Source organism: Arsenophonus sp. PmNCSU2021_1, assembly GCF_036919435.1.
Taxonomy (GTDB): Bacteria; Pseudomonadota; Gammaproteobacteria; order Enterobacterales; family Enterobacteriaceae; genus Arsenophonus; species Arsenophonus nilaparvatae.
This window is the reverse complement of the sequence record NZ_JAZHPL010000004.1, coordinates 831744-846306: the sequence shown is the minus strand read 5'-3', so window position 1 is coordinate 846306 and position 14563 is coordinate 831744. Positions and strand designations below refer to the sequence as shown.

18 protein-coding genes, 1 tRNA gene and 1 pseudogene are annotated in these 14563 nt (G+C 41.7%); 8 read left to right on the top strand and 12 right to left on the bottom strand.

Annotation, left to right across the window (positions count from 1 at the left end; genetic code table 11):
- Nucleotides 1-7 precede the first annotated feature (7 nt).
- Complete coding sequence (locus V3224_RS09480) at nucleotides 8-1180, top strand: phage tail protein (protein ID WP_334470128.1); 1173 nt, start codon at nucleotides 8-10, stop codon at nucleotides 1178-1180.
- A 308-nt stretch (nucleotides 1181-1488) separates the two neighbouring features.
- On the opposite strand, the pseudogene V3224_RS29885 reads toward V3224_RS09480, so the two are convergent.
- Nucleotides 1489-1711: pseudogene (locus V3224_RS29885) on the bottom strand (phage tail protein); the annotation flags it as partial.
- Between the two features lie 224 nt (nucleotides 1712-1935).
- Here V3224_RS29885 and V3224_RS09470 point away from each other — a divergent pair.
- The 3 genes from V3224_RS09470 (at nucleotide 1936) to V3224_RS09465 (ending at nucleotide 4031) form a co-directional block, all read left to right on the top strand.
- Nucleotides 1936-2517 (top strand): recombinase family protein, encoded by a 582-nt coding sequence (locus V3224_RS09470; protein ID WP_334470125.1) that lies wholly within the window; start codon nucleotides 1936-1938, stop codon nucleotides 2515-2517.
- A gap of 126 nt (nucleotides 2518-2643) precedes the next feature.
- On the top strand, nucleotides 2644-3009 hold the full coding sequence (locus V3224_RS29880; protein WP_442890122.1) for a helix-turn-helix domain-containing protein: 366 nt from the start codon (nucleotides 2644-2646) through the stop codon (nucleotides 3007-3009).
- Nucleotides 2892-4031, top strand: coding sequence for a tyrosine-type recombinase/integrase (locus V3224_RS09465; protein ID WP_442890183.1), 1140 nt, complete (start codon nucleotides 2892-2894; stop codon nucleotides 4029-4031). Before V3224_RS29880 ends, V3224_RS09465 begins: the two co-directional genes overlap by 118 nt.
- A 331-nt stretch (nucleotides 4032-4362) precedes the next feature.
- Here V3224_RS09465 and V3224_RS09460 read toward each other — a convergent pair.
- Together V3224_RS09460 and V3224_RS09455 are read right to left on the bottom strand one after the other, a co-directional pair.
- Nucleotides 4363-4438: transfer RNA gene (locus V3224_RS09460), tRNA-Lys, on the bottom strand.
- Between the two features lie 10 nt (nucleotides 4439-4448).
- Nucleotides 4449-4922 carry a hypothetical protein gene (locus V3224_RS09455; RefSeq protein WP_334470121.1) on the bottom strand — a complete coding sequence of 158 codons (474 nt, stop codon included), beginning with the start codon at nucleotides 4920-4922 and terminating at the stop codon, nucleotides 4449-4451.
- Between the two features lie 211 nt (nucleotides 4923-5133).
- Between V3224_RS09455 and V3224_RS09450 the strand changes: the two genes are divergently transcribed.
- From V3224_RS09450 to V3224_RS09440, 4 genes are all read left to right on the top strand, one after another.
- Nucleotides 5134-5403, top strand: coding sequence for a transcriptional regulator (locus tag V3224_RS09450; RefSeq protein WP_334470119.1), 270 nt, complete (start codon nucleotides 5134-5136; stop codon nucleotides 5401-5403).
- A 340-nt stretch (nucleotides 5404-5743) separates the two neighbouring features.
- Nucleotides 5744-5899, top strand: coding sequence for a hypothetical protein (locus V3224_RS29875; protein WP_442890119.1), 156 nt, complete (start codon nucleotides 5744-5746; stop codon nucleotides 5897-5899).
- Nucleotides 5877-6641 carry a Rha family transcriptional regulator gene (locus tag V3224_RS09445; RefSeq protein WP_334470118.1) on the top strand — a complete coding sequence of 255 codons (765 nt, stop codon included), beginning with the start codon at nucleotides 5877-5879 and terminating at the stop codon, nucleotides 6639-6641. Before V3224_RS29875 ends, V3224_RS09445 begins: the two co-directional genes overlap by 23 nt.
- A gap of 50 nt (nucleotides 6642-6691) precedes the next feature.
- The gene (locus tag V3224_RS09440; RefSeq protein WP_334470117.1) at nucleotides 6692-8227 is read left to right on the top strand and encodes a phosphoethanolamine transferase; all 1536 of its coding nucleotides are present in this window, start codon (nucleotides 6692-6694) and stop codon (nucleotides 8225-8227) included.
- Between the two features lie 419 nt (nucleotides 8228-8646).
- On the opposite strand, the gene V3224_RS09435 is transcribed toward V3224_RS09440, so the two are convergent.
- From V3224_RS09435 to V3224_RS09395, 9 genes are read right to left on the bottom strand one after another with little or no spacing between them, the layout of a single operon-like run.
- On the bottom strand, nucleotides 8647-9159 hold the full coding sequence (locus V3224_RS09435; protein ID WP_334470116.1) for a tail fiber assembly protein: 513 nt from the start codon (nucleotides 9157-9159) through the stop codon (nucleotides 8647-8649).
- Complete coding sequence (locus tag V3224_RS09430; RefSeq protein WP_334470115.1) at nucleotides 9159-10289, bottom strand: phage tail protein; 1131 nt, start codon at nucleotides 10287-10289, stop codon at nucleotides 9159-9161. Before V3224_RS09430 ends, V3224_RS09435 begins: the two co-directional genes overlap by 1 nt.
- Nucleotides 10290-10297: 8 nt before the next feature.
- The gene (locus tag V3224_RS09425; RefSeq protein WP_334470114.1) at nucleotides 10298-10951 is read right to left on the bottom strand and encodes a DUF2612 domain-containing protein; all 654 of its coding nucleotides are present in this window, start codon (nucleotides 10949-10951) and stop codon (nucleotides 10298-10300) included.
- Nucleotides 10948-12138 (bottom strand): baseplate J/gp47 family protein, encoded by a 1191-nt coding sequence (locus V3224_RS09420; RefSeq protein WP_334470113.1) that lies wholly within the window; start codon nucleotides 12136-12138, stop codon nucleotides 10948-10950. The genes V3224_RS09425 and V3224_RS09420 overlap by 4 nt, the downstream gene beginning before the upstream one ends.
- Nucleotides 12138-12491: a hypothetical protein gene (locus V3224_RS09415; protein ID WP_334470112.1), complete on the bottom strand. Its 354-nt coding sequence runs from the start codon at nucleotides 12489-12491 to the stop codon at nucleotides 12138-12140. Before V3224_RS09415 ends, V3224_RS09420 begins: the two co-directional genes overlap by 1 nt.
- A 13-nt stretch (nucleotides 12492-12504) precedes the next feature.
- Complete coding sequence (locus tag V3224_RS09410; RefSeq protein ID WP_334470111.1) at nucleotides 12505-12666, bottom strand: hypothetical protein; 162 nt, start codon at nucleotides 12664-12666, stop codon at nucleotides 12505-12507.
- A complete protein-coding gene (locus tag V3224_RS09405; RefSeq protein ID WP_334470110.1) occupies nucleotides 12667-13419 on the bottom strand; it encodes a Gp138 family membrane-puncturing spike protein in 753 nt (250 codons plus the stop codon). It abuts the gene before it with no gap.
- On the bottom strand, nucleotides 13419-14390 hold the full coding sequence (locus V3224_RS09400) for a phage protein (RefSeq protein ID WP_334470109.1): 972 nt from the start codon (nucleotides 14388-14390) through the stop codon (nucleotides 13419-13421). The genes V3224_RS09405 and V3224_RS09400 overlap by 1 nt, the downstream gene beginning before the upstream one ends.
- A 14-nt stretch (nucleotides 14391-14404) precedes the next feature.
- Entirely contained in the window at nucleotides 14405-14557 is a 153-nt protein-coding gene (locus tag V3224_RS09395; protein WP_334470108.1) for a hypothetical protein, read from the bottom strand.
- Nucleotides 14558-14563: the final 6 nt, after the last annotated feature.

Here is a 14563-nt window from a genome sequence, read left to right as displayed (position 1 = left end):
CGATGACATGAGTTATTTAAAAGAAACGGCTGCCTGGGAGGACGGTATCTACCAGATAGAGACCTCCGACCCGGTATTGGGTGGGCCAGACGGCATCACCAACCGGCCCACACGTGAACTGGCGAATCGCACCGCCTGGTTAAAGCAGCAATTAAAAGCGGCGGAAGCGGCGTTAAAGGGGCATACACGCTCCCGAAACCACCCGGATGCGAGCGTAAGTGAAAAAGGTTTTGTCAAGCTCAGCAATGCCAATCAGAGCAGCAGTGAAACGGAAGCCGCAACCCCTAAAGCGGTGAAAATTGTCAATGACAGGTTGAATGCGGTGATCGACAGTGCACCCTCAACATTGGACACACTGAATAAACTGGCAAAAGCCATCGACAATAACCCTAAATTTGCTGAAAAACTCAATCAGCTTCTTGAGCAGAAGTTATCAAAAAATGACAACGGTGCTGACATCCCAGACAAGAATCAATTTTTAAAAAACCTTGGTTTGTTAGAACCTCGCTTTTCTACCTTTTTTAACGGTGGTGTGTTTGCCGTTCCAGAAAGCATTACGACCGTTTATGTTTCAGGCTGTGGAGCAGGGGGCGGTGGTGGCGGTGGACTTGGCTATCTGAATGGTTATACCTCTGGCGGAGGTGGCGGAGGTGGCGGAGGTGGCGGAGGTGGCGGAGGTGGCGGAGGTGGCGGTGGTGCGGGAAAAACGGTTATACGTGAAGCTGTGAAAGTAACACCAGGTGAACAGATAACCATTACGATAGGTCGTGGTGGCAAAGGCGGTGCAGGAGGAGCGTCGAATAATTCAGGAATAAAAGGCGGAAACGGTGGCCTGACGGCGCTAGGCGATTTACTCACGTTACCCGGAGGTGATGGTGGGCCACCTGGTATAGGAGGAACAAATGGCTACGGTGGTGCCGGTTATCCCTATGGCGAGACGGCTGTTGGCGGCAACTTGAATGCCATGAGCACTTTTTATATGGTAGCGGCTAGCGGCGCATCCTGCGCTTTTGGTGGAGGTGGCCCAGGTGGCCATGTCGGGTCACAAGGAGCGCACCATGCCCGACCTGCTTACGGCTATGGTGCTGGAGGGGGTGGTGGCGGTGGAACACGCATCTCTGGGACGGCTGGCGGTAACGGTAGCGATGGTGCCAATGGTTGGTTAACGATTGAGTGGTAATGAAAAATACCGCGTGCTGCTAAACCGTGTCGATATCAGCAAAACGCTGGATATTGCGTGACCGGAAGCTCCGAAAAGATAAAAACTTTATGCTGCCCTGACAATGTAGTTAAACGCGACATTTCGCGGCCTTGTTTCTGACGCGGTTCTCAAACCAGATTGAAAACTGGCTGAGCAATCAACAGCGAATACGCCGCTGGTTCCAGAACCAATACTGCTGCCGCCTGTTCGACTACCCATTTTGAAAATCCCACTGGTTGGTGATTGACCGACAAACTGAATGCCGGTTATGTTTCCAGTGAAATTTTGAAGGGAATCACCTTGTACGCTTAATATTTTGCGTCCGTTATCCACTTTTCGTCCTGCATCCCAGCCCCGAATAAATTCGCCGCGTAAATCAGGGAGCTTTCCCGACGGGTAAGCCAGCGCTAAAAGTGGATATTGTTTTTTATCAAAGCTCTCACCATTGCATATACGCCAATCTGTCGGAGGCGTTTCAGTAGGCCAAAGAAGAGGAACGCCGACAGGGATTTCTACACGTAATATTTCTGGAGTAACAGCATGAACATCGGTTGCGGTTAGATGCACATCCTGAGTCAGCGTTTTGCCGTTAATTTTACGCTGATTGGGTGTGGCATTTTTAGCCAGATTTATGGTTTTCAACAAACCAAGGTTTTATTAAATATGGAATTTAGCTAAAATTTTGCCCAAAACCAGCAATGACAAGGCTTTTAGAGGCATGATAAGGGGATAAAATGGCAAAAATAGGCTATATGAGGGTGTCAAAAAATGACCAAAACACCGATTTACAGCGAAAATCACTCATTTGTACAAATTGTGAGCAGATTTTTGAGGATAAAATCAGCGGAAAAACAGACCAGAGACCCGGATTAAAACGCGCGCTCAATTGCTTAAAAACGGGCGATACGTTAGTTGTTTGGAAACTCGATAGACTGGGACGCAGCATAAAGCATTTAATCGGCTTAATCTCTGAACTGGAAGAGAAAGGGATTCATTTTCATAGTTTGACGGATTCTATCGACACCTCTTCGTCAGCAGGTCGTTTTTTCTTTCACGTGATGAGTGCGTTGGCACAGATGGAGCGAGAACTGATTGTTGAGCGTACTCAGGCTGGTTTAGCCGCAGCAAGAAGCAGAGGACGTATCGGAGGTAGACCTTGCTCGTTATCTTCTGCACAGCAAGAGCAGGCTAGAAAGTTACTTGAGTCTGGCAATAGTAGAAAACAGCTTGCATTACTGTATGGGGTTTCATTAGCCAGCATTTACAAATATTTTCCAGTTAATCGAAACGCTCAAATAAGCTCTGATGAAAAATAAAGATGTAATCTCATTGCTCTGATAGAAATTAATTCTTCACCACAAAACCCATTCCTACGATTAACAATTTCCCCAACCGCTCGCCGCCATAAACGGCGCTGCGGCTTTATTTTAGCAGAGGTCACTATGACAATCCTTAGAATGGATGATGAGATTTTCAATCTTCCCGAAGCGGCTCAATTTCTTAAAAAATCGCCCAGAACTATACGCAAACTTATTAAAGATAAACGACTTCGTGCGAGTAAATCTGGATGTAACGGTGGTGGACAATTCGAGATTTTGAAGTCTGCATGCCTTGAATATATCCACTATCAGCAACATAATCAGGCCGTGAATGTAGAAAACGGCCATTCAGAGAGGAAATCTAAATGGCAATCAAACAACGTTATGGCAATTGGTACTGTGACTTCGTTGAACCGGGTGGCAAAAGAATTAGACGCTGCCTTAACACGACAGACAAAAAGCAAGCGCAGGAACTCTATGATCAGCTGAAAGCGGAAGCATGGCGGATAAGTAAATTAGGAGAAATCCCTGATCATACTTTTGATGAAGCTTGCTTACGCTGGATCAATGAAAAAGGGCATAAGCGTTCTTTAGACGATGATCGCACCAAGATAGCGTTTTTCCTCACTTATTTTTCAGGGAAATCTTTATCCAGTCTAACAGAAAATAATATTATGCAAGCGGTAGCAAAAATGCTAAATCGTAAACATCGTCAGATATGGGAGGCCAGACGCGATGCTGCACTACGTAAAGGTCTACCTATTCCTGATTATGTTGAAAAACCGGTATCTGCGGCGACGCGGAGCAAGCACCTCTCTTTTATGCGAGGCTTGTTGAAGATCGCTGCTGACGAATGGAAGTGGATTGAAAAATCACCTGTGGTCAAAGTCAGGAAACCCATTAGTCGGCGGATCCGCTGGTTAACGCAAGATGAGGCATCCACATTGATTAAATGTATGCCTGAAAGTTTTCGACACATCGTCATCTTCGCGCTGGCCACAGGGTTACGCCGCTCAAATATCATCGATCTTGAGTGGTCACAAGTGGACATGCAACGGAAGGTTGCCTGGATACATCCGGAAAATGCCAAAGCAGGAAGAGCGATAGGCGTTGCACTGAATGATACTGCATGCAAGGTTCTGAGAGACCAGATAGGCCGCCACAATCGTTATGTCTTTGTTCATACTAAAGCGAAACATAAAGCAGGAGGAGGGAAAACACCCGAAGTCAGGAAATTACGCGTCGATGATAATTCAGCCTGGAAGACTGGCCTAAAGCGCTCAGGAATAAAAGATTTCAGATTTCATGATCTACGTCACACATGGGCAAGCTGGTTAGTACAGGCAGGCGTACCGTTGTCCGCCTTACAAGAAATGGGTGGCTGGGAATCTATCGAAATGGTACGTCGCTACGCACACCTTTCACCTAGCCACCTGACTGAGCATGCCAAGAAAATTGATGAGGCGTTGGGGAACGATGTCACTAATCTGGCACTTTTAAATAATGCTTAGGAGACAAAACTACGTAACTCCTTGATTTTATTGGCGCGCCCTGTAGGACTCGAACCTACGACCTACGGCTTAGAAGATAGTAGAGCATAATATAACTAACTGAAAAATAATGATTTATCCGCGTTCGCTTTGATGATTGTGTCACTATATGTCTTTTCAGGTAATATTATGTCATTAGCTGCTTTTAAATCACGACACAAATACGACACAAGAAAAATATAATGAAATCTGAAAGAACAATTAGAATGTAAGATAGGTAAATTAAAATGATTAACTCGATGAAGAACAGAACTTTACTGATATCTTCGGTAATAAGAAAATGAATAATGATTGGTGGGCTATGCAGGGTTCGAACCTGCGACCGATGGATTAAGAGTCCACTGCTCTACCAACTGAGCTAATAACCCATAATATAATTTATAAGGCTGGCATCAGAAAAGCTTTAACCACCAGAGAGAGAATACCTAAAATACCCGCACCTAACATCCAGCGGATTAATTTTTGTTCAGCACGAATGCCAGACATTTCAAGTTGCAGGTCTTTGCGAACTAAGTGCATATCCTTGCGAACATCAGATATTTCAGCGTCTACTCTTTCGAAACGTAAATTCATCTCAGCAAATAAGTCTTTACGAACATCAGCTATTTGAGACTCAATTTTCTCGAAGCGAGCATCAACTTTATCAAATCTGATATCAATTTCTTTTTTGGCATCAGATATTTGGGTAGTTAAATCTTTACGAACATCATCAAGATCTCTTTTAGTAGCTACATCAACTGCTTCATGTGACTTACGCACAGCAATCGATATAGCTTTCGCCTGATTTTTTGGCAATCCTTCTTTTTCTAATGTTTCAACAAATTCTTGTGTATCAAATGCAACCTGACCCATAACAATACCTCCTTTTGATGGAAGTATAACATAATCATACTCAGTGAGAAATCATCGCTGACTGAAAGGAGTGTGAATCCCAACAGCCAGCTAACCCTAAACCTACCATAATAGGAGTAAGGCTAATGAAAAAGTCTAGCTTTCCTGTGTCCATTTGTGAAGCACAATCATTAATACAACATGCTAATCTGTATACAATGGAAGGTGTCGCATGATGAAAATCGTTGATATCTCCCAATATCCAGAATTACGCAATCTTTTCCCAGAGTTAACCCCTGTTGAATTTGAAACATCATTACTCTTTGCTTTTGGTATTCCGCAAAAGCAGATTTCAGTGTTACGTTCAGTTAACTATCGATTGGTGCAGCGCGATATCGCAGCAGCTAAATCAAAGTTTGAAACAAATTCATTGAATCAATTATTGACCGTATTTCATATTCGTTTGGTGTTATTTGCACTATATGGAGGTAAAAGAAAATAATTGAATGCATAGAACATTGAGAATGCCTAGATCGCATTAAGCGATCTATTTTGGATTATTGATTGAGATAATAATGCTTTCACAGATAAAACAATCCATGCCCTTTTAGCTTCATCATTAATCATAAAATATATTCCAACACCAGGGAAACCTAAGCCAACCACTAGAGCTGGCATTTTCGTTTTCAAGTATCCATTGACGAAAGAAGAAATCATGCGCTATAGTTTACTTGCATCTGAGAAATCAGATGTCGGGATTGTCACCCCGAAGGATAAACCGCGCCGATAGACACGCCGCGAGCGTGTTTTTTATTGGTCACAGCTAAGCCTCTATATAAACGGTGGCTCAGGCGGGGGAACCGCAAGGTTCGCTGGTTGGTTTATCCAGTTGTGACAACCCTGTTTGGGCTACCACCAATGAGATTGTCACCTCTAGTGGTAGTAAAATTGGCATAAACCATAGGAGAGGTCATTATGACACTTCCATTATTTTCTAATACACCCAATGTTATTATTCATAACGGTAAAGCCATTACCACTTCTTTAGACGTAGCCGACTATTTCTGTAAATTACACAAAGATGTTCTAAAAAAGATTAAGGCTCTTGAATGTTCCACTGAATTTACAGAGCGCAATTTTTCGCTTTGCTATAAAAACAATGAGTTACAAAATGGGAAACCACAAAAGTACTACGAAATGACCAAAGATGGCTTCGTATTCTTGGTGATGGGATTTACCGGAAAGAAAGCAGCGCAATTTAAAGAGGCTTACATTGCTGAATTTAATCGCATGGAATCAGAGTTATATTCAATGCCTAAGCGTAGACCAGAAGCACCCGAACTCTTAACAGATAACGATACACGCAATTTGGCTCATCTTGTCTGGAGCATGGCTAATGGATTCAGATTTGAGAGAGCATGGACGCAAGGTATCTGGTATGCTCTCCGTCATGCTACAGGAGTCGCATCACCTCAACACTTCGAAGTTAATCAAATATCGATAATAGCAGAAGAATGTCGACGGATTTACGGCATGACTAATACGCTCAAATCCGCTATTTTTGATGCTGAAAAACAAGTTATCCGTCGTCTACTCCGCCATAAGGAAGATGTCGAGACCGTACTTCGTGAAATGCAGCAACTGCTAGAAGCCAGTACTCACGAGCACAATAGCGTCATGACTCACTCGCTTGAAAAATGGCAACAAGCTAATGTTAACAACTTCCTTCAACGCTGCTAATATGATGCCCCTTGGATGGGGCTAATTTGTTATTATAAAAATTGAAATATATGAAAAAAGATAATCTTAACTATATAATTTTGCTATTAATATTTTTAGTATCGATACTTCTGAATATTTTTGTTTTTGAAGAAGATTCTAGAGTCCCTCATGTATCTACTTTTACTATTCTCTTAATAACCTTTATATTAATTATTAGTAATAGCAAAATAAAAAAGCTCATCGGGATATTTCTTTTATTTTTAATTAGTTTAAAAATTATATATGCGTTATACTCTAACGGTAATGTGACAACTGCTGTCCTACGTTCAATTCTTGAAACAAACACTCATGAAACGCTATCTATGATCAGTGCTTTATTTTTGAAGTTGATTTTACCTTCATTTATCATCACTGCTGGTTCATTTTATTTCATCGATAAAATCAAGAAAAATGAAAAAAACACATCTCTATTTTTGTATTCGATATTATTCTCTGCAATACTTTCTATTATCCTGATTGCTTTAGATATAAAAAATGATCAAAGGTTAATTTCTCATATTAAAGTAGATAAATTAGAACTTGGTGTTTTTTTTCAACATAAAATACCTTTGGTTTTTGGTGATATTATTTATTTGATAATATCAGCAAATGATGATAAGTATTTAAATACCGCCGAAATTGAGAAATTTAATTCTTCCATTCTTTCGAAAAGAGAAAATAATAATAAAAATATAATATTAATCATGGGTGAGTCTTCTTTATTTTCACGTTACAGCGCGTACGGTTATCATTTAAATACAACTCCACATATGCAAAAAATCTTTTCTACAGAGAATAGTTGTATAGTTAATAACGCACATTCTAGCGCTCCAGTAACTAGAGATTCAATTCCTATGACTTTAGCATTCAATACGCCAGAAAGTGCTAAAAACTTGTCAGAAAATAAGTCTATTGTCGAAATGGCCAGCGCTAATGGATATAAAACTTATTGGTTGGGGTCTCAAGAACTACAAGGTATTTATAGCTCCAAATATGGTTTTATTGCTGGAAAAAGCGACTATGTAAAGTTGACTAATTATAAAGATAATCAATTGCCTAACATTTTAGCAAAAGTGCTATCGGACAGTGCTCCAAAGCGATTTATCATTATTCATCTGTTTGGTAATCACATGCCATACGATAACTATGATGAAGTAGACAAAAAAGCACTACCAAACGCGGAAAAATATGATTTGACCATCCATTATACTGACAGAGTTGTTAATGATATATTTAATGTCATTAACGAAAAGAAAATTGATTTTAATTTAATTTATACATCTGATCACGGCGAGAAAGTAAATGTTGGTCATGGATCATTAAAAGGCAAAGAACAATATTTAATTCCTTTTATGTATAAATCTACTAATCCTATCTACGATTGTCGGTTTATCGAATCTTTTCGTAATAAAGATGGATATCTGAGTGGGTTGATGAATAAGTATATTTTATCTGAACTTCTCGGTTATGAAATTGATAAAAATATTCTTAAAAAAGAAAGAGATTATGACAGAATACTAAACGCTAATGAAAAGCCAATACTGTTTGCAGAAATCTCTGAATAAGGATAACAAAATTAACCCGTCTTTTCCGACAGGTTTCATATAAAATACGGCTTTGTTGAATAAATAGATTTTATGCTGGCAGCCCAGTGAAACGACGGATCCTAGCAACGCAAAATCATGCAGTTAGGCCTCATGAGGCTTTGTTGAATAATAGAGAATTGTGCTGTTTTGCCATACTCGTTTTGGCGGAAAATTCTTATCACCCTAGGTGTACCGTTTTATCACGTAGCCTAACTGCATGATTTTACGTTGCTACAATCAGCAGTTGCACTGGAGAGGCAGCATAAAATCTGTTTATTCAACAAAGCCGCCTCATGAAAAAACTGTACACCTGATATGACAAGCATTTTCAACCAAAACTGGCATGGAAAAACAGCATGATTACCTATTATTCAACAAAGCCATAAAATACAATAATTTTATAACACGGGTTTTTTAGGCCATTCAATATCTGGTGCAGCCGATGTGTCTATTCGATTAAGTAGTATACGATATTTTTTCCATTTTCCAAGTTGCAACTTTTCATTTTCAGTAGACATATTTAAATCAACAGCATCTTGAAGAGGATGTATTATCATATTCGTGTTATTCATTAAGGAATATTTACTTTGCTCAGCTTGTTGAATCAATTCTTTTTTTGTTAATTGATAACGCTCAATTTCACCATTGATATATACCCATTTTTCATCAATATTAAAATCATCTGGTAATTCTTCAATATCAACTATTGATAATTCATGAGGATAAATTGCTGAAATATCCTCAGAGAGTGTTCTAATAATTCTATTTTCGTCGAAACCTATTTTATACTTCTTTGAAAATAATTTAAATGATTCGTAAAAATCAGTCCCATCTTCCGATATAAAATATTGAACCCTAACCCCATCTGAAGGATTCTCCGGCTCATATCGTTTGAAGTTATTTAATTGCATTATACATCCCCTGCTAATGTTTTCCACTTACCATTGATAAATATTTGGAGTGGGCGATACCAATTATTAACACCCCATTCTGTATTACCTTTATGGACAACCTGAGTTAATACACAACCAGATGGACATTCATTTGGCCCCCATTCGCTAGTGTCTGGTGATTTAACTTTAGCACCTCTGCGGATATTGCTAATAAAATCAGAAGATAAAGCAAGTTCACCGGATTTTTGGGGAAACACAACCGTTGTTTTCGAATTTATATCATGCACTTGCGTTCTTTTTGAACTTCTGACGTAAGAAATTTCAGAACCAGAAGAGCCATTTGTGCCGCCCAGATTAAAAATCGTATCACCTGTTGCTGATTCAATATTTAATCTTCCAGCTTTGAATGTGTCTGTTGATGAGGTTAATGCCAGCGTGCCATTTTTATTTGACGGAATAGTGATGACGCCTTTATTTTTTCCTTCCGCATCCCTGTAAACGAAATAGGCATCATTGGGTGAAGTTTCGAGCAACAGAGTATCACCACTACCTTTTATAAGGATCAAACTGGAGTAGTTACCGCTGCTCTTTATATTTATTTGACCCGCGGTGAATTTTTCCCAAGAGTCTTTCTTGGCATAGAACTCGTCACAGGCTTTTTGGCTTATCACTTTATCCGTGGCATCACCCGTCGTTTGTAATACGCTTGCTTTATCGAATTTTTTATTGATTTCATCAATACTCACCGTTTTCGCTAAGTCATAAGCAATTTTGACAGCTTTAGGCGTTGCGGCCTGTGTTTCATCGTCACTATTCGTCGCACTACTGAGTTTCGTTATCCCTGCTACTGTTTTTGTCGCGGCAGGTACGGTATTATTCACATTTTTCGATAAGGCACTGATGAGTCCGGCTTTGAGTTTGTCAACGTTGCCGTCGTCAAGTACATCACTGTTATTGGTCTCTGCAATAAATTGCGCTATTACATGCGCAATCATTGATGACTGACGCCAGACCTTGTTTAGCTCCTGTGAGCGAGCGACACCTGCACTAAATCCGTTATTACGCGCAGGGAGTTTCTGATACTCCTCTGCTGGCAATACGTTAGCCCCATCTGCAATTGCAAACGGTAAAATTTCATTTTTTGCCATACTATTTCCTATAATCTGACTGCCCAGCTACCGACATCAAAGCCATCGATATAACGATTGTTAACATCAAAGCCAAAAATACCGTTATCCCCTTCGGAACCGGTATAGGCGTTGAGTCTTACCCCTTCGGGTTTAATATTGAGATACCCCTGTTTGATAACCGCTTTTGTCACTTCCGGTATGACGCCACCGGTCAGATACACATCCATTGACATATCCTGATTGTCGATAAAAAAGATTTTTACCGTTTCATCAGGAATAACACCCTGATAAATTTCTGAGAGCATCTCGCTTGTGCCGTCCCAGTGATTTGCGCGTATTTTTGCTCTCAATATAAAGCGGTAGGTTTCATCATCGAGTTCGGTAAAGCCACTGTCGGCATCAAAGCGTCGTTTCCAGCTTCCCTGGTCAAAGCCCACCTTTTCGGTATCCAGTGAAAAATAGACACCTTTTATTGGCGTTTTGACAAATCGTGATAGTCCTATCCATTCACCGACGGCATCCAGTTGTTTTCCTGTTCCATTATCGATACTGAAAAACGCATTAAGCTGCGCGGCCAAGGCTGCAATATCGCTTAGAGGTTTTGTCATTAATTCAATATGTTGCGTAAACTTTTCCGCTTGACGATGTTGCGGGGTAATGTATTCGGTGTAATCTCTCATGAGGTTACCACCAGTTTGACGTTATTCTCACGACAACTAACGGCTTCATTAAAAGCCACAATCAAATTTTCTTCTTTGACATCCGCCTCTGTTCGCCCGATTTTTAGCGCCGTGATATCAAACGTTTTCCCTTCTTCATCAGCGGGCAGATTTGCTGGTGAATAAAGACGGGTCAGATACAGATTGTCGCCAATGAGTTGTTGGTTGATATAGTCTGCAACTTTACGTCGGATTTTATCGCCTGTTAGTGTGGTAAATCCTAAAAATGCGGTTAAGTCGATTTCAACATGCACATCAACCGTCTTGGGGCGTGAAAAGCGAATCGTAATTGGCATATCGTAACGGTCTTTGACCGTAATTGAAGTGTCGCCAAACGTGCCCGCCCCTGGGGTTTTCTTTTGGGCGATTGCGTTGGCAATCGTGTTCACATCGCCACCATCCACAATCATGGCAATAGAATGCGGCGGAATCCCATTTTTATCGGTTTTGCTGGTATCATTTTCAAAACCGCGCTGCCTGGTTACCCCGTGTATCAGGCTAATTGCGCCCTGTATACCTTCCAGTACCGTGCGTGAAGGGAGTGAGACCGATTTTCGCTGCCGCTCCCGTAACTGATTATCCGTTTCAATCGGCCTGCCTTGTGTTGCGGATTTGGGATTGCTCACCGTTTGCCAGCCTCGCGTGGGTGTGGCTATCTCGGTTATTTCACCAGCTAATGCGGTAACACTTCCAGCAACCAGACAAACAGCCGTCACCGTCGCTTCGCCGTGCGTATCGAGCGTAACCGTTTCAGGTAACCGCCAGATATTGCCGTTTTTATCGCGTACACGACCATTTTTTATCACCGTACCCACTTGACCCGTTAATACGACATCCACATTGGAATAACCCGATGCATGACGGGAAATACCATTAATGGCGACATTATTTGATAGTGCAGCGCCTTTACTCGTGCTTGGGCTAAAACTGTTGTAGGTGGCGATAAGCGCATTATTGGCATCATGGATGGCGAGCGCGTAAATGGCTATCATCTGGCCGTCTTTACTATCCGGTGTTAAATACGCATCCTGCCCATAAACTTCATGAAAAAAATCGGTTAATCGCATCAGTATGGTCTGATAATCCGGCGCACTGATGCCGTCGTCAGTCACTTTCGCTGACAACCCTAACGTATCAAGATTTAACATTATGCCTCGTGGATAAAGGAAGTTTCGCCGTATTGGGTTTGTATTTTTGCGGTGATACTCAGTTTTCGGGTCGTTGGATTTTGGCTGACAGTAAAATCGGTTAACGTGGTTACGCCCTGTGTATCCAGTATGCGCTCTTTGATGGTCATACCGTAAGCCTCCAAATAAGGCTTACCTAATACCGATTGCAACCAGGGCGTACCTTCTTCGCTGTCTAAAAACCATTGTCCCTGCCAGAGGGACAAACGGGTTTTAATCGCCAGGGCGACGGCATCAGGGCTGTTGGTTAAAAACGTGTTATCGCCTTGCCCAAAGCTGTAATCGCCCCCATTTGTTTCTCGTCGATAACGCATCAATAGAACCCTTTTACTGTTGCTTTTTATTTTTCTCAACTACCTTGATGTCTTCCAACTTGAGAGAAGGCTCATCATTAAGAATTAATAAAAAAATCACGCCCAGAAGTCGCCATGCGGTTTTTAGTTTGTGCAAATAAGAACCGCCAAAAAAAATGTTAACACTTTCTTTCATTTAATTTACCTCACCTGAACTCTCCCCACCGGCTTTGACGCCTTTGTGGGTATGTGTTTCATCAATCCGTTTGCCATTAGATGTCAATGTGCCCAAAAATTCAATCGCACCGGTAATTTTTGCGGCCACACCGGAGGGCGTTGAACCGACCATGCCGCCTAGCCAACTTAATAGTCCTTTGATGGTCACTCTCTCTGAGAAAATGGCCTCGGGGGTGATGATTTCAATACCCCCAGGGGCAACAATTTTCATTTTTTGCGTTGTCGGGTTTACTTCAAAATAGGTTGCGCCATCGTCACTTCTTAACTGCATGGCACTCTCATTGATGTTGCTTATTTTTTTCGCTTGTGATTGCACACCGATAAAAGCGAAGGCATCCGATAAATCATGCTGTCTGGGGTCAATCGCTTCTTGAATTCCGCCATTTTGCCACCAAAAATCAATGCACCTGTCTGCAAAGACCACCAGGCATTCGTCACCGCTTTTGATGGGAAAGGTCATTGTCACACCGCCACCACGCGGGAACACAACGGGCACGTCAACCAGTAGCGGTAAATTCACCGACTGCACATTCCCTTGGCTATCAGTCAATGTCCCCTTTATCGCTGGCTGTACAACACAAGTGACTTTATTGGCATCGAATGACTGAATAATGCCTGGCATGGCGACGCGAAGTTGTGATGAAATCGCATGATTGAAGACTTTGAGCAATTGTTGCGGGTCACCAATACGCTCTGAAACGGAAATTGCCATTATCCCACCTTCTTAATATCGATTCGGTCATTTGACCCTTTGGCAATACACACCAAGTCCATATACCACGGCTTGCCGCGCGTATCACCGGTATACGTGATGTTTTTCACAATATAATCCCCATCGGTGGAAAGACTGGCCGGTTGTGAAACAGCGCCTTGGGTTTGCCGTAAGCCACCGTCATCGTTTTCGCTTAACTTGCCATATCCCAGTGCAATATCACTGTTGGGTAACATCGTGCGATAAACTAACGCCTGGTCAAGACGAATAAGCCCATTAATTTGTATGTTTGGGTTAATCAAACAACGCACATTCACCCCCGCCTCAATCGTTTGTTGCGGTAAGCCAATCAAGCCCGTTGCACTATTAAGCACAATGGCCTCCTGAACGTACCTATTTTCTGGCACCATCACGAGCTGGCCGTTAATGTATTGCCACGAGGCAAGGCATTGCCCCGCCAGATTATCAGCGGCGTCCCTAACCATACCAAAATACACTTTACCCCTTGGAAAGCGGGTGTTATCAAATTCAGGTGTTACCCCTTTAATAATCCCGTAAGGGGCAAGCCCTGTCAGTAACGTATTGTGTTGTTCTGCCTGTGTATGCCCTGCGCTTAAGGTAGTATTTAACGTGGCGTAGTCATATGCCTCATGAGAATCAATCGCCTGAACAATAACAAACGTGTCAGTAGGATTATCTCTACCTGAAATCGTGTAGCGGATTTTTCCAGTAAATATCAGACCCGTATTATCCTGATAGCCTGCCATGAGCTGAATGTTAACAAACTCCTTTGCCTGAATTTGACTGACGGTTTCTTTTTTCAGATTCCAGACTTTAAACACCCCCGTGCGAGGATAACGCGTATCTGGCCACGTGATATTGAAGGTGGCGCGAAAATCCGATAACTCAATACCCTCACCTTTTTTATCAGAAACAATCAGTGAGCATTTTCTTATCCAGTTTTTTGACATGGCGATAGATTCACTTATTTATCTGCTAACGCATTAATAATGTGTGCATATTTCTGCTGAGTTAACTGCAACGCTTTTTCGAAAGACATAGCAGCATTTTGACGTTCAATAACTTTATTTGCCTGGGGTGTTTTTGGCAGAGATTCACTCATTTTTTTATTTAGCATCCCGTA

What these genes read in the sequence shown, in the direction of transcription:
- V3224_RS09480 (WP_334470128.1), top strand. Translation starts at nt 8, where the DNA reads ATGAGTTATTTAAAAGAAACGGCTGCCTGGGAGGACGGTATCTACCAG.
- V3224_RS09470 (WP_334470125.1), top strand. Translation starts at nt 1,936, where the DNA reads ATGGCAAAAATAGGCTATATGAGGGTGTCAAAAAATGACCAAAACACC.
- V3224_RS29880 (WP_442890122.1), top strand. Translation starts at nt 2,644, where the DNA reads ATGACAATCCTTAGAATGGATGATGAGATTTTCAATCTTCCCGAAGCG.
- V3224_RS09455 (WP_334470121.1), bottom strand. Translation starts at nt 4,922, where the DNA reads ATGGGTCAGGTTGCATTTGATACACAAGAATTTGTTGAAACATTAGAA.
- V3224_RS09450 (WP_334470119.1), top strand. Translation starts at nt 5,134, where the DNA reads ATGATGAAAATCGTTGATATCTCCCAATATCCAGAATTACGCAATCTT.
- V3224_RS09445 (WP_334470118.1), top strand. Translation starts at nt 5,877, where the DNA reads ATGACACTTCCATTATTTTCTAATACACCCAATGTTATTATTCATAAC.
- V3224_RS09440 (WP_334470117.1), top strand. Translation starts at nt 6,692, where the DNA reads ATGAAAAAAGATAATCTTAACTATATAATTTTGCTATTAATATTTTTA.
- V3224_RS09435 (WP_334470116.1), bottom strand. Translation starts at nt 9,159, where the DNA reads ATGCAATTAAATAACTTCAAACGATATGAGCCGGAGAATCCTTCAGAT.
- V3224_RS09430 (WP_334470115.1), bottom strand. Translation starts at nt 10,289, where the DNA reads ATGGCAAAAAATGAAATTTTACCGTTTGCAATTGCAGATGGGGCTAAC.
- V3224_RS09425 (WP_334470114.1), bottom strand. Translation starts at nt 10,951, where the DNA reads ATGAGAGATTACACCGAATACATTACCCCGCAACATCGTCAAGCGGAA.
- V3224_RS09420 (WP_334470113.1), bottom strand. Translation starts at nt 12,138, where the DNA reads ATGTTAAATCTTGATACGTTAGGGTTGTCAGCGAAAGTGACTGACGAC.
- V3224_RS09415 (WP_334470112.1), bottom strand. Translation starts at nt 12,491, where the DNA reads ATGCGTTATCGACGAGAAACAAATGGGGGCGATTACAGCTTTGGGCAA.
- V3224_RS09410 (WP_334470111.1), bottom strand. Translation starts at nt 12,666, where the DNA reads ATGAAAGAAAGTGTTAACATTTTTTTTGGCGGTTCTTATTTGCACAAA.
- V3224_RS09405 (WP_334470110.1), bottom strand. Translation starts at nt 13,419, where the DNA reads ATGGCAATTTCCGTTTCAGAGCGTATTGGTGACCCGCAACAATTGCTC.
- V3224_RS09400 (WP_334470109.1), bottom strand. Translation starts at nt 14,390, where the DNA reads ATGTCAAAAAACTGGATAAGAAAATGCTCACTGATTGTTTCTGATAAA.
- V3224_RS09395 (WP_334470108.1), bottom strand. Translation starts at nt 14,557, where the DNA reads ATGCTAAATAAAAAAATGAGTGAATCTCTGCCAAAAACACCCCAGGCA.